The 14,708-nt window shown below is 39.4% G+C and carries 11 protein-coding genes and 1 tRNA gene; 4 read left to right on the forward strand and 8 right to left on the reverse strand.

All coding sequences use genetic code 11. From position 1 onward, the window contains the following. Positions 1 to 75 precede the first annotated feature (75 nt). The 3 genes from CKW03_RS14830 to CKW03_RS14840 all read right to left on the reverse strand — a co-directional run bounded on the left by CKW03_RS14830 (position 76) and on the right by CKW03_RS14840 (position 4,384). Positions 76 to 1,098: a Gfo/Idh/MocA family oxidoreductase gene (locus tag CKW03_RS14830; RefSeq protein ID WP_093098286.1), complete on the reverse strand. Its 1,023-nt coding sequence runs from the start codon at positions 1,096 to 1,098 to the stop codon at positions 76 to 78. 10 nt (positions 1,099 to 1,108) lie between these two features. Continuing rightward, positions 1,109 to 1,729 (reverse strand): hypothetical protein, encoded by a 621-nt coding sequence (locus tag CKW03_RS14835; protein WP_093098288.1) that lies wholly within the window; start codon positions 1,727 to 1,729, stop codon positions 1,109 to 1,111. 78 nt (positions 1,730 to 1,807) lie between these two features. Beyond that, the gene (locus CKW03_RS14840) at positions 1,808 to 4,384 is read right to left on the reverse strand and encodes a phosphoenolpyruvate carboxylase (RefSeq protein WP_093098289.1); all 2,577 of its coding nucleotides are present in this window, start codon (positions 4,382 to 4,384) and stop codon (positions 1,808 to 1,810) included. A gap of 313 nt (positions 4,385 to 4,697) precedes the next feature. Between CKW03_RS14840 and CKW03_RS14845 the strand changes: the two genes are divergently transcribed. Both CKW03_RS14845 and CKW03_RS14850 read left to right on the forward strand, forming a co-directional pair. Then, positions 4,698 to 6,896, forward strand: coding sequence for an FUSC family protein (locus CKW03_RS14845; protein WP_093098291.1), 2,199 nt, complete (start codon positions 4,698 to 4,700; stop codon positions 6,894 to 6,896). Next, positions 6,880 to 7,857, forward strand: coding sequence for a YpdA family putative bacillithiol disulfide reductase (locus tag CKW03_RS14850; protein WP_093098292.1), 978 nt, complete (start codon positions 6,880 to 6,882; stop codon positions 7,855 to 7,857). The genes CKW03_RS14845 and CKW03_RS14850 overlap by 17 nt, the downstream gene beginning before the upstream one ends. On the opposite strand, the gene CKW03_RS14855 is transcribed toward CKW03_RS14850, so the two are convergent. Continuing rightward, positions 7,846 to 8,457 carry a TetR/AcrR family transcriptional regulator gene (locus tag CKW03_RS14855; RefSeq protein ID WP_093098294.1) on the reverse strand — a complete coding sequence of 204 codons (612 nt, stop codon included), beginning with the start codon at positions 8,455 to 8,457 and terminating at the stop codon, positions 7,846 to 7,848. The genes CKW03_RS14850 and CKW03_RS14855 overlap by 12 nt on opposite strands. A gap of 102 nt (positions 8,458 to 8,559) precedes the next feature. Between CKW03_RS14855 and murB the strand changes: the two genes are divergently transcribed. Both murB and CKW03_RS14865 read left to right on the forward strand, forming a co-directional pair. Further along, positions 8,560 to 9,576 carry a UDP-N-acetylmuramate dehydrogenase gene (gene murB / locus CKW03_RS14860; protein ID WP_093098295.1) on the forward strand — a complete coding sequence of 339 codons (1,017 nt, stop codon included), beginning with the start codon at positions 8,560 to 8,562 and terminating at the stop codon, positions 9,574 to 9,576. A gap of 284 nt (positions 9,577 to 9,860) precedes the next feature. Further along, entirely contained in the window at positions 9,861 to 10,376 is a 516-nt protein-coding gene (locus CKW03_RS14865; protein WP_093098297.1) for an RNA polymerase sigma factor, read from the forward strand. A gap of 112 nt (positions 10,377 to 10,488) precedes the next feature. Here CKW03_RS14865 and CKW03_RS14870 read toward each other — a convergent pair whose 3' ends face one another. The 4 genes from CKW03_RS14870 to CKW03_RS14885 form a co-directional block, all read right to left on the reverse strand. Next, the gene (locus CKW03_RS14870; protein ID WP_093098298.1) at positions 10,489 to 11,409 is read right to left on the reverse strand and encodes a PfkB family carbohydrate kinase; all 921 of its coding nucleotides are present in this window, start codon (positions 11,407 to 11,409) and stop codon (positions 10,489 to 10,491) included. A 57-nt stretch (positions 11,410 to 11,466) separates the two neighbouring features. After that, a tRNA-Asn gene (locus CKW03_RS14875) sits at positions 11,467 to 11,540 on the reverse strand. A gap of 157 nt (positions 11,541 to 11,697) precedes the next feature. Next, positions 11,698 to 13,026: a xylose isomerase gene (xylA, locus tag CKW03_RS14880; RefSeq protein ID WP_093098300.1), complete on the reverse strand. Its 1,329-nt coding sequence runs from the start codon at positions 13,024 to 13,026 to the stop codon at positions 11,698 to 11,700. Between the two features lie 12 nt (positions 13,027 to 13,038). After that, entirely contained in the window at positions 13,039 to 14,514 is a 1,476-nt protein-coding gene (locus CKW03_RS14885) for a xylulokinase (protein WP_093098301.1), read from the reverse strand. Positions 14,515 to 14,708: the final 194 nt, after the last annotated feature.

Below are 14,708 nucleotides of genomic sequence, written 5' to 3' on the forward strand. Positions count from 1 at the left end.
TATTAGATTTGAAAAGTTTAACAATGTTAAAAATCCTAAATTAACTAAATGTAAACTTTATATTAAATAGAAGTTTTATTTATTCGGTTCTAAGATCTCCAACTGCCAAAGGATTTGGTCTTTACTGACAAAATAAGGCTCATCTTCACGAATCGTACGGTAGACTTCATTGAACAATTCCATATAATTGCCTAATTCTGCAGGAACAAACTTAGACACTAAATTACCTTCTTCATCAGGACTCGTCAGAACACCTTCCATCCCTTCCGGTTCGATTCCATAGGCAGGATTATTCGGTAACATGCCATCGATCAACTGCGCTTCTTGTACATCGGTCCTGTTCTTGACAAAACTACCTTTGGTACCATGGAGCACAAAACTAGCTTGTGGGTTTGCCACCAACAGACTGGCCGTGATATAAACATTTAATCCAGAAGTGTAATTTAGGATAATGCAACCATAATCGTCTACAATCGATCCAGGTCTATACACGCCCCTGACCTTGGTCATGGCTTTAGGCTTGCCGAACAAAGAAATGGCTTGGTCCAAAAGATGGGATCCAAGGTCATAAATAACCCCTGAAGCGGGCACTTTAGTTTCTTTAAACAACTTGGGTCCTAAATCGGGTTTAAAACGATCAAAGCGAATATGCAATTCGATTGGACGTCCAACCTCATTGTTTACTATCACTTTCTTTAACGCAAGGAAATCTGCATCAAAACGGCGGTTATGGAAAGGTAAGATGTGTTTTCCCATGTCTTCGGCTACTTTAAAAAGCACATTGGCTTCGGGAGCTGTTGGCGCAAAAGGCTTTTCGATCAGCACATGTTTGCCGGCCTTTAGAGCTCTTAATGCGAATTCAACATGGGTATCATTTGGCGTATTGACGATGACCAGTTCAATCTCAGGATCGTTGATCAAGTCGTCCACTGAATCATAGCTGATGATGTTTGGGTAACTTTCCTGCGCCAATTTCTTGGATCGCTCTACAATTCCTCTTAATTCGAAGTTGGGGTTAACCTCTATAAATGGCGCATGGAATACCCTTCCGGACATTCCATACGACAATATACCTGTAACTATTTTGTTTTCTGTCATTTATCTTTGCTTAGTGATGCGCATGGGCATCTGCTTTACCACCTACGGCAGTAAACAACTGAGCAACAGTTTCTGTTTGAGATTGCGCAAAATCTCTCAAGTCTTCATTGGTATTACGAGAAAGTCTTCTGAATTGTTCTTTAACCAAAGCAACTTGGTGTTGGATATGGGTTAAGTACTCTTGGTCAGAATAAACTTTTGAATGTTGCAAAGCCAAAGGAGCTACAGAGTCTGCAATAGTAGAATCTTGAACAACCACTGGAGCTTCATTAGGTTCAACTGCGATATTTTCTTGACCTTCACCTGTGAATTTCTCTGTTCCTAAGATTGGGAAATCAACTTTGTACTTGGTAGCCAAAGAATCCATTTTAGGAAGGATATCTGAGAAAAACTTAGCAGCTTTAGCGGCAGCATCTTTTGCTTGTGCATTACCCACAGTAGCTACATGTTCTGCGTAGGAAACCTCATAAGGTGCGATGGACCCTACTTGTCTGAAGAAAGCATACGCATCACCATCAACCAATGTCGTATGTGTGTATTTCAATTGGTTTTCTTCAGCCGTTTTGAAAACACAAGAAGATAAAGAAGTACTTGCAAGAACTGCTGCAACTAATAATGTATTTAATTTCATCGCTTTATTATTTTAAAAACACACAAAAATAAAAAAATATCCCTATTAATGCCTATTTCTATCTAATTCAAATTCAATCTAAGCTAAATTTCTTCCTGCATTCACCACTCCATATATGGTTCGGCCAATTAATTTGCGGTATGTTTCTGCTTTGGATTCCTCCATTTTCTGCTTTTCAAGCAAACGGATGGCATAATGCTGGATAATCAACAATGGCAGGATAATTTTTTCTCTTTCTAAAATTGATGCTCTTTCCACTGGATAATTTTCCATTAATTCTTTCATACCGGTCAGTTTCAACAGATATTTCTTAGTCAAATCGAATTCATCTTTCAACATTGTCCAGAATTCTCCAAATCTTGCATCATCTTTCATGTAAGATGTGATGTCAAAATTGGACTTGGTCATAGACATCATACAGTTGTCGATTACCGTATTGAACATACCTGAAGTTTCATATAGGTTCTTCACATAAGACCAAAGGTTATTGTCCTCTGCCCATTGCAAGGCTGAGCCAACACCGAAGAATCCGGGGATATTCTGTTTCAACTGACTCCATGAAGTCACAAAACTGATGGCACGGAGGTCTTCCAACCGCAGCTCCCTTCCTGAATTTCTCTTCATTGGTCTACTTGAAATATTCATGTTGGAAAGCGATTTCAATGGACTTAAGGTTTCTAGATATTTCAGGAACAAAGGATGATGCCTTAATTCCAAGAATTTCTGATGGCTCTCTGCCGCCATGCGGTCGATCACATCTTTTTGTTTTGCGGTCAAGGTATCTCCTACCCTTTGTTGCAGGTCAGATATCAGACCAGCATGCAATAATTGTTCGATATTGTATTTTGCGGAATCCAATGAGCCATACTGACTACTGATAGTCTGTCCTTGGATAGTCAATTGAATATGGTTGTTTTCGATTTCTTTACCCATTGAAGCGTAGAAACGTTGGGTTTTACCACCACCACGAGCTGGAGGGCCACCGCGACCATCAAAGAAGATCAGATCCACATCATACTCCCTAGAAATGGCCGTCAACTCAATCTTCGCTTTGTAGATAGACCAGTTCGCCATCAGATAACCACCATCCTTGGTACTATCGGAGAATCCAAGCATAATGGTCTGTTTGTTTCCTCTTTTCTTTAAGTGAGCTGAATACACGGGATTTGAATACAAACTGCGCATCACATCCGCAGCATGCTTCAAATCATCTACGGTTTCAAAAAGAGGTACAAAATCCATGGTCAGGTCTTTCTTGGTCCAGCCTTCCCATAAGAATAGCTGCATCAAGCCTAAGATGTCAGAAGCTTTCTGGCAGTTGGAAATAATAAAGCGTTGAACCGCTCTTTCACTTCCAGTGGATTGAATTTCTTTGATCAGACGGATAACCTTGATGGTATCTTCAACAAGAGGGTCAATACCATCTTGCAACTCTAAAGTTGCTTCCGTGAATTTGATATGTTTTTCTTTCTCTTCTTCAGAGCCTTCAATTTCTTTTATTTTAATTCCTGTCTCCTTTGGATAGGTTTGAACTAACCAATCAAAGGTACTTCGCAAGGCACTACTGTCCTGACGAATATCAAGTGTCGTGAAATAGCAGCCGAAAGTTTGGACTTTTCTTCTCAGGTCTTCCACAATCTCTACGAATAAGCCATCGTGGTTTTCCTTCAGGACACGGATGATCTCTGTTAAGTTATGTAAGATCCGCTCAGTTTCATCGACTGGAGTATCACTAGGGTTGAAGCTGTTTTCATAGAACAACTCTTGAAGCTCTTCCATGTACTGCTCGACGCCCCTGAAAGTAATTCTTCTTTTTACGATCCTGAAGTCACGATAATAGCACCTAAAGAGGATGGTTCTCAACAAATTGGCAACCTTTTTCGTGCTTTCCCAAGTTACGTTTGGATTACCGTCACGGTCTCCTCCTGGCCAAAAGCCCAGCTCTATCAGATGATTTACATCCTTAGGGTTGATTTCTAGTTCATCTTCAATTTTAGCTTCTATGCCTGATGCCACACTGTAAAATACATTCTCAAGAAACCAAGCCAAACTGATCGCTTCATCCACCGGGGTCGGACTTTGTTTATTAATAAATGGAGTCTTTCCTAATTGCTGAAGCAAAAGGTGTATGGTTGGAATATCGTTTTTCTTGAGCTCATCAATCAAGTCATTGATGATGGACAACACAGGTCCTGGATAGAACTGCGTCGGGTGAGCAGTCAACACTAACCTTACGGACATATCCTTCAACCTGGAAACGACCTGTTTCTTCAATTGTGGATTAGTCTGCGCTAGATTAAAAATGGATTCTAATCCGCCGGTTTCATCACTTTTACCAACGGCCTTGAACGCTGAATCTTCAACCGCATCAAATAATACAACTTGACGTTCTATATATTGAACAATGCGAAACAACAAGTCCAAACGGTCATCTTCCTGAACATACTGTTCATACTGACCGAAAAAACTATCAATGATTACCTCCGGTGATAAATGCTCTTCCACTCCCTTTTCACAATGGGTCGTAAAAAATGGCAGAATAGTTCCTGTGTGCTTTACCCGTTGGAAGGGTAAAGTCAAGAACAAACTTTTATATAAATCGAACCTCGTGAGGACTTCATTCTGAAAAGTTAATGTCTTTTGGCTTAATCTCATAGTAAGTAACGTATCTTGATTTTTGATAGTTGATTTGTGAACAAACACAAATATATCATTTTAATATCTTTTTCGGTAACTAATTGTATTATTCACACTAACCAAACAAAAAATTTGCTATTTTGATAATGCAGGCAAAGTTTTTAAAATGATAATTTTTTAAGCATTCCCCATTTCCTTCAATTTAAGGAATGGTTATCAGAGTTTTGCATATCCGCGGTTTAAACCTTGAGATAATTAAAGATTTTATTGAATTTCATGCATTTTACTCCATAATTTAACCACTGCTTATGTATCTTTGTTTCAACAAAACATGAAAAAAACCAAAGAATTAAGCAATTTCTTCTACAGTCAGTATTTTGCTGACGGTCTACGCATTACCATTGGTTGTATTGTTCCTATTTTGATTTGTGCATCATTGGGCAAATTCCTTTTGGGAACTTATATTTCTTTAGGTGCATTATTAGTAGGGCTATCGGATACTCCGGGTGCTCCTTCGCATCGTAGAACAGGAATGATTGCTTGTTTAATCGTCTGCATCTTGACCCAGTTCATCACTTTTCTTGCGAATGGAAATATTTGGGTCATGGCCATTGTACTGGGTCTTCTTTGTTTTACCTATTCCATGTTTGCAGTCTTCAATGCCCGTGCTGCTACGGTAGGTTCAATGGGGATTCTGATCATGTTGATCTATGTCGATGATATCAATTCCTTTCAAGAGGAAATGATGCTCCTCTTCTATTTCACCCTTGGAGCAGTTTGGTATATGCTCATCAGTTTCTCGATTACCCAAGCCAGGCCTTATCGACTGGCCCAACAGGAACTCTCAGAAACCATCAGGCACGTTGGTGATTTCATCAGATTACGGGCGAATTTCTATGATATCCATAAATCTATCGACGAGAACTACAGCAAGCTCATTGATAAGCAGATTGAGGTCCATGAGCATCAAGAAAATGTAAGGGACCTGCTATTCCAAAGCAAGAGATCCATTAAAGATACCACCAAGATCGGTCGTTACTTGACTTTGACTTTTAACGATGTGGTAGACCTCTTCGAGCAGTCCATGACGACGCATTATGATTATGAACTGATCCAAAAGGAATATGGACATACGGGAATCTTAAAGGACTTTAAGCATCTATTGTTGAAAATAGCGAATGAATTGGACCACCTGGCCTATCAACTGAATGCAAACCGTGTTCCCAAGCCATTATACAATTTCAAGGAAGACATCGAGAATATCATGCGATCTATTGAAGCGCTTGAAAAGAAAGATAAGATCAATAGCATCCCGCTGAAAAAGATTTTGATCAGTGTCAGGAACATCAGCATTTTTATCCATAACATCTATAATTATGCGGTTGTAAGACCGAATAGCATCAAGAAACAGGAAATTGAAGAGGCTTCGAAGTTTATCCAAACCGAGCATATCGACCCGAGAAAATTGAAGGACAACTTATCCTTCAACTCAAGTATTTTCCGACATGCACTACGGATGGCTATTGTGATGGCCATTACCTATATCGTGTTCAACCTTGACTTTTTCAACATAGGTACAATGGGCAGTTATTGGATATTGCTGACCATTATGGTGATCTTGAAACCAGGATTCGGATTGACCAAGGAAAGGAATTTCCAGCGTCTCCTTGGGACGATCATTGGTGGTATCATAGGTGCCATAATCTTGATGACGGTACATTCAGAGGTGGCACGGTTTGTCATCTTGATCTTTTTCTTCCTGATTGCCTATAGTCTCTTCCGAGTAAATTATATTATGGCGGTCATGTTCATGACCCCTTATGTCTTGATCATGTTGAGTTTTTCAGGTCTCAATACCTTTGAAGTGGCCAAAGAGAGGATTTTCGACACCTTTTTAGGTGGTATGATCGCCTTTTTGTCGAGCTATATAATTTTCCCTAACTGGGAGAGTTTCCAGGTCAAGAACAATATCAGGCAATTGCTGATTGCCAACTACAAATACCTCGCTCAAGCGGTTCGGATCCTTTCAGGTGAAGAAATCACTGTCACAAGCTATAAGCTTTCCAGAAAGGAACTCTACATTGCTTCTGCCAATATGGGTTCTACCTTCCAAAGGATGCTATCGGAACCGAAATGGAGACAGAAGAGCACTAAAGAGGTCAACCGATTGGTGATCTTAAACCACATCCTTTCCTCTTATGGAGCTACTTTGTTGACACAATTGACGGAAGCCACGGAAACTAACTACACCAAGGAACACTTGACCCTTCTGAAAAAGGTCCTTCAGAATGTCAGCAAGTCCATTGAGGCTGTTCCTATAAAAGGTGCGGATGAATTTATTCCAGTAAGTGATTTTCCTGAGATCACTCCTGAAACATTGGATCCAGAGGAATCCAAATTAATTACAGAACAATTGCAATTCTTAAATAAAATTTCCTCAGATTTATACAAATCTACCCTGGATGTGATGGAAAAGGAAAGTTCTATACATCCTGAACAAATCGAAATGGCAAATGGACAACTTAATTGATGTATTGATAGTAGGCGGCGGCCCAATTGGGATCGCTTGTGGAATTGAAGCAAAGAAAAACAACTTAAGCCATGTAATCATTGAAAAGGGCTGTTTAACAAACTCTTTATACAATTATCCGATCAATATGACTTTCTTCTCCACTTCGGAGCGATTGGAAATCGGCGATACCCCATTTGTCACTACAAACCCTAAACCTAGGCGTGCTGAAGCCCTAGAATATTATCGTCGGGTAGAAAAGAAGTTCAATTTAAAAACCCATCTATTTGAAGAGGTATTGACCATCAATAAACTTGATGGCACTTTTCAGGTCACTACCAATAAATCAATATATAGAGCGAAAAACGTAATAGTAGCCACTGGATTTTATGATATCCCGATGTATTTGGGGGTCCCTGGAGAAGGTTTGGAAAAGGTCCGTCACTATTATGATGACCCACATTATTATGCGAATCAAAAAGTCATTGTCGTGGGAGCAAGCAATTCCTCAATTGATGCAGCCCTGGAAACCTACAGGAAGGGCGCCGATGTAACTTTGATCATAAGAGGCAAGGAAGTTAGTCCTAGGGTGAAATATTGGGTTCGTCCAGATATCGAGAACCGTATCACCAATGGCGAAGTAAAAGTACATTACAGGTCAAACATCGTCAGCATTGGGGAAAGAGAAGTTCAGGTTTCTACTCCAAAAGGATTGATCAATATCGAGAATGATTTTGTTTTGGCTTTGACAGGTTATCGCCCTAACTTTGAATTCCTTGAAAAAATAGGGGTTGAAGTTCCTTCAATAGCTCCCTGCATCCCTGCACATAATCCAGAAACCATGGAAACCAACGTTGAAAACTTATATTTGGCGGGCGTGGTTTGCGGAGGATTGAATACGCATCTATGGTTTATAGAAAACTCTAGGATCCATGCACATTTGATCGTAAAAAGTATTTTGGGAAAGAATCTAAACTCTTAGACCGTTGATGAAAATCTTCGCCAACTTTTTCTGGAGATTTAAGATATAATCAAACTCTTCTTTGGATGGTGGCAGGAAAAGATTCTTGAATTCTTGTAAGATACCGATCCGCATTCCCAATAGAGAAATCAAGAGGATTTTAGCTGTTATTTCAATTTCTTCTACATCGATTTCTTTGGTCTCCACTCCTTTTCTCAGAACTAAGCAAACTTGTTTGATTTCTTTTTCGAACAAAGATGGTAGAATGGCTTCAATATCAGGTGGCATTTCATTTCGCAACGAATAACTGAACTCAAACAGATTGAAATTATCCTTGATAATACGCAACCTGGTACACAAGAATGCTTCCATTGCTTCGTTGACACTTTTAGATTGCGCGATCTTTTCAGTCGTTTCATTGACAATCTCATCCACAGCCATTTCAAATACAGCGGCGTATAATCTATTTTTATCAGGAAAGTAATAGTAAAGTAATGCTTTAGAAAATGACAGGTCCTGGGCTATCTCCGCCATCGTAGTTTTGGCTAATCCATAATGTGCAAACCTACGCTTTGCCGCCTCCAATATCTTCACCCTTTTCGCATCTGCATTTTTTGCCATACACAATAAAATTAGTTTATAATTTGCCGTTTACCTATCTTTACAGCCTTGTAAACTAAGATAGATTAATTTTTCGAACTTTTAAAGGATTCGGTCAAAAAAATGAAAAACGCTACTCAAGAGAATAAATCCCTAAAAAACCTGAATACTTTCGGTATTGAGGCCATAGCAAATCAATATATTCAGGTAGAGGATGAGCAGGTTTTAAAAGACTTATTTTCTGCAGGAGCATTCGAAAATGAATTTTTCATCTTAGGTGGTGGAAGTAATGTTCTATTCACCAAAGATTATCCGGGATTGATCGTCCATGTAGCTAATAAAGGGATACAGCACTTTATTGAAGGCAATAATGTATTCGTCACTGCAGCCGGTGGAGAAGTGTGGAATGATCTCGTATGGTATTGTATCGAGCATGATTTCCCTGGTCTGGAGAACATGGCCCTGATCCCTGGAACGGTTGGTGCATCCCCTATCCAAAACATAGGTGCTTATGGTCAGGAACTGATGCATATCTTTTATTCTTGCCGAGCATTTAATTGCAAAACTGGTGAATTCATCACTTTCAACAACCAAGATTGTCAATTCTCATATCGGGACAGTATTTTCAAGAGGGAATATAAAGGCAGATTCATTATCTGCAGTGTTACTTACAAGCTTGAACTATTTGGCAAGATCAATACGAGTTATGGCGCCATTGAAAGCGAATTGGAAAAGAGAGGCATCAGCAACCCAAGCATCAAAGATGTAGCTGAGGTGGTATCTTATATACGCGTAGAAAAGCTTCCAGACCCATCAACTATTGGCAATGCTGGCAGCTTTTTCAAGAACCCAATTATCCCAAAATCACAGTTTTTAGAACTTCAAAAACAATTTCCCCAAATCGTACATTATACCATGGACCAAGACCATGAAAAGCTGGCGGCTGGCTGGCTGATTGAACAGTGTGGATGGAAAGGAAAAACGGTTGGCCAGGTGGCTGTGTGGAAAAATCAAGCTTTGGTTCTCACAAACATTGGAAAAGCAACTGGTAATGAAATATTTGAAGTATCGTCTACTATTGTGGACGATGTGAATACACAGTTTGCTGTTGTTTTGGAAAGGGAAGTCAACATACTATAAAAGTTTTCCACATTTTCTTGACTCCGATATTTTTTTTATTATAAAACAATAATCATCGATTATAATACAATAAAAGCAGTTACACGATTTTATTCCACTTTCGTGTCGCGAAAATTCCTTCTGCTAAAATATCGATATCCACAATTTTATTAATTTACTGCACAAGAATTGTATAGTGTACCGTAGAAATATTATGGCTTAATAATTTTTTCGGTTGTTCAGCTTAAATCAGGCACTTGCCTGGAAACATCGCATCATTTAACTATACTATAATCGCTAATTGTATGAACAAGATCGAATTTAACTCACTAGTTGTTAAGCATTCAGAATCACTTCGAAGTTACGCCAGAAACTTCACCCGTGATCACGAAGATGCTAACGACTTAGTACAAGACACCTTACTCAAGGCAGTCACGTACTTTAAGAACTTCAGGGATGGAACCAATTTGAAAGGTTGGCTTTATACCATTATGAAGAACACCTTTATCAATAATTACCGTCGCGTCGTAAAAACCAATTCCTTTATCACGAAGGAGGAAGAAATCTCACAAATTAACCTTGTTGTTTCTGCAGCAAAAAACAATGGTGAAAACAAGTTCATCATGGAGGATATCAACTATGCGCTATCCAAATTATCCGATGAATATTACATCCCGTTCACCATGTATTTTGAAGGTTATAAATACCATGAAATATCTGACCATCTGCAGATTCCAATAGGAACAGTAAAAACAAGGATACATGTAGCAAGGAAGTCAATGAAAAAGACACTTACTGCATATAAATTCAAAGAGAATTAATCTCTTTAAAACATCCGAAAAAATATTATTAAAGGTTTATTCAAATTAAGCCGTAGACCCTTTGTACAATTTTAAATGTCGCAAAGGGAGCTTAAAGAAATTCGAGATAAGCTTATTCGCTTATCTCGAATTTTGAAAGTTTCACAAACTCTTGTATACGGTTCGATATTTCTTCATTGCTTAGATTCTGTAATCTTTCCGTTCCAAATTTCTCTACACAAAAAGAAGCTAAAGCAGATCCGAAAATAATCGCATTCTTCATGTTTGCAAAATTAATGGACTGTAGCTTTGCTAAATATCCAATAAAACCACCTGCAAATGAATCTCCAGCCCCTGTTGGATCAAATACATCGGCTAATGGCAATGCTGGTGCTGAAAAGACCTGACCTTCTCCAAACAACAATGCTCCGTGCTCTCCTTTTTTGATGATGAGGTATTGAGGTCCCATTTGAAGAATTTTCTCAGCAGCTTTAACCAAAGAGTATTCACCAGACAATTGTCTTGCTTCAGCATCGTTGATCGTCAAGACATCAACTTTCTTCAACACCTCTTTCAATTCATCCAATGCTACGTCCATCCAGAAGTTCATGGTATCCAAAACAACCAGCTTAGGTTTATTTTCCAAACGGTTCAAGGTAGCCATCTGTACTGCTGGAGTCAAGTTACCCAACAATAAATACTCACAATCTTGGTAGGATGCAGGGATCTTCGGGTCAAAGTCTGCCAGTACGTTCAACTCGGTGATCAAGGTATCGCGGCTGTTCATATCATTATGGTATTTTCCAGACCAAAAGAAAGATTTCCCTCCAGGGATCACTTCCACGCCTTCCACATTGATTCCTCTTGATTTGATGATGTTTAAGTTATCATCTCCAAAGTCTTCTCCAATAACAGAAATTAATTTAACATCTGGGAATAGATAAGATGCTGCTAATCCAGCAAATGTAGCTGCTCCACCAACGATTTTATCGGTTTTGCCAAATGGGGTTTCAATGGCATCGAAAGCAACTGTTCCAACGATTACTAAACTCATGGATATAAATTATGTTATAAAAAAAATGCCGGCGATTGGCCGGCTGTTTTATTTTTGCTCCTGAAGCTGGGCTCGAACCAGCGACCCTCTGATTAACAGTCAGATGCTCTAACCAACTGAGCTATTCAGGAATTCGAATTGATAAGGTTGCCCTCATCTTCAAAGTGGTACAAAAATAGGTTTTTAATAATTAATACACAAACAAAAATTTGAAATATTTATCAAAAAAAGCCTTTAAACACGTAATCCACTCATATCCAATGAAAATTATCTTATCAATTCGATCGACTAAATATAACGATTGACTAAATTCTCCAAGAATTCCTGTTTTCCACTTCTCATTTCAGGTTCTCCGTTCTCAACTGCATAGGTTCTCAAATCTTCCAAAGTCAGTTTCCCTTGCTCGTACTCCGCTCCTTTTCCGTTGTCAAAACTTACATAACGATCTTTTCGGATTTTCTTGAAATCAGATTTCTGAAGGATGTTATCTGCAGTAACCAATGCTCTCGCAAAGGCATCCATACCGCCGATATGAGCATAGAACAAATCTTCTGGGTCAGTTGAATTCCTTCTGATCTTAGCATCAAAGTTCACACCTCCTCCTTGCAAGCCTCCTGCTTCCAAAATAATCAACATAGCTTCTGTCAATTCATTAAGGTCATTTGGGAATTGGTCGGTATCCCATCCATTTTGATAATCTCCACGGTTAGCATCGATTGAACCTAACATACCTGCATCTGCAGCTACTTGTAGTTCATGTTGGAAGGTATGGCCAGCTAATGTGGCATGGTTTACTTCAATATTCAATTTAAAATCTTCCAATAGATCATATTGCCTTAAGAAACTGATCACAGTTGCCGAGTCATAATCATATTGGTGCTTTGTTGGCTCACATGGTTTTGGTTCAATAAAGAATGTTCCTGTGAAACCGTTCTTGCGCGCGTAATCTTTTGACATGTGTAAGAATTTTGCCAAATGCTCCTGTTCGCGTTTCATGTTGGTATTCAATAAAGACATATATCCTTCTCTACCACCCCAGAACACATAGTTCTCACCTTTCAACGCAATCGTAGCATCCAAAGCTGCTTTTACTTGTGCTCCTGCATGTGCCAATACATGGAAATCAGGGTTGGTTGAAGCACCATTCATATAACGATGATGGCTGAAAAGGTTAGCAGTACCCCACAGCAACTTAATTCCGCTTTCTTTTTGCTTCTCTTTGGCGTATTCTGCAATAGCTGCCAGATTCGAGTCATTCTCATTGACGTCATTTCCATAATCTACTAGATCGACATCATGGAAACAATAATACGGCAATTGCAATTTCGTCATGAACTCAAAAGCTGCATCCATCTTATCTTTTGCACGGTCAAGCGCCTTTGATTTCTCATCCCAAGGAAAGAAGTGGGTCTGCCCACCAAAAGGATCCGCTCCATTTCCATTGAATGAGTGCCAGTAGGCACATGCAAATTTAAAATGCTCTTCCATCGTCTTTCCGCCAATGACCTTTTTTGCGTCATACCAACGAAATGCCAATGGATTATCGGAATCTAAACCTTCGTATTTGATTTGCCCGATGTTCTTAAAATACTCTTTTTCTCCAATTAAAACTTTCATATTTATAGTTGATTATAATTTCTGTAGTAAACTTTCCTTCCAATTCGCATAGAGCTCATTATAGGTTTCTTTGTCCTGAGGCTCGATGGTCTTTATCTTTTTCAAACCTGAGAATGCCTCTTTTTTATCTTTATAAACCTGAGCACCAATCCCTGCTCCCAAAGCCGCTCCCACACTTCCATCATTCTCATACAGCTCGACAGGTACATTGGTCACTCCTGCAAAGGACTGCTGAAACACGGGACTCAAGAACATATTGGCATAACCGGCTTTGATGACCGTTGGATGGATTTCATTTTCCTTAATGATATCCAGTCCATATCGAAAAGAATGGGCAATGCCTTCTTGGACTGCTCGCCAGATATGCGCCGCATCATGCCTCACAAAATCAAGGTTTTCAATATGTCCATTAACGGTTTTATTGTTCAGCATCCGCTCAGCGCCATTACCAAATGGTAAAACAACGATGCCTTCAGAACCAATAGCTATATCAGCTGCCTTTTGGTTAATCTGATCGTAATCTAGACCTTGGGCAGTCAATTTTTTAATCCAGCTATTCTGTATTCCGGTCCCATTAATGCACAACAGAACGCCAATATTACTTTGGTCTTTACTATGGTTGACGTGGGCAAAGCTATTTACCCTCGATTGTTTATCAAATATCAAATGGTCGGCTACCGCATAGATCACACCCGAGGTCCCAGCCGTAGCTGCTACTTCGCCTGCATCAATCACCCCTAAGGAGAGTGCATTGTTGGGCTGATCGCCCGCTTTATAGCTCACAATAGCCTTTTCAGAGAGCCCTAATTCTGCGGCAACCCCTTTATCGATAGAACCGTAATTCGAAAAAATAGGCTGCACATCAGGAACTAAAGCTTGGTCAATTCCATAATAATCCAACAAGGTATCCGATAAGGCATCTTTTTCAAAATCCCATAATATCCCTTCAGAAATAGAACTCGGATTAGAATTGATCTGCTTGGTCAAGCACATACAAAGAAAGTCGCCCGGAAGCATGAACTTATGCACCTTTTCGTACAGAGCAGGTTCATTGTTCTTAACCCAAGAGAGCTTAGACGCTGTAAAATTACCAGGAGAATTAAGATGAGATTTTAGAAATCCTTGGGGTTCTAACGATTGAAAAGCTTCATTTCCAATTTCCACTGCCCGACTATCACACCAAATAATGGAATTGCGGAGAACATTTTGTTCCTTATCGACCACAACCAGACCATGCATCTGATAGGCAATCCCAATTGCAGCAATATCCTTAGGGTCATACTGTCCGCTTGCATTGGCTTTCAATATGGCTTTCTTGGTATTCTGCCACCAAAGATCGGGATCTTGTTCAGCCCAACCCTTTTGTTGTGATATGATTTCAGATTCGGTTTCCGGATATTGGGCAGAAACTATTCGTTTCCCAGTCTGTGCATCCAACACAGAAACTTTAATAAATGAAGTCCCTAAGTCAATCCCTAGTAATAGCATAAATTGTTTATAATGGGTAAGTTGATTCCACAATATAATTATTTTTAGAATAAGAGAGGCACCCAATTGTGAATTCCTGAAATCCCCTGATTTTTTGAGATGGTCAACAAAGCAGGCAAACAACCCGTCAAAACACTGATAACCAACAACAAACCCACCAAAACAGTAGCACTTTTCAACTATAACGTTTTCGT

It is taken from the genome of Sphingobacterium mizutaii (assembly GCF_900187125.1).
Taxonomy (GTDB): domain Bacteria; phylum Bacteroidota; class Bacteroidia; order Sphingobacteriales; family Sphingobacteriaceae; genus Sphingobacterium; species Sphingobacterium mizutaii.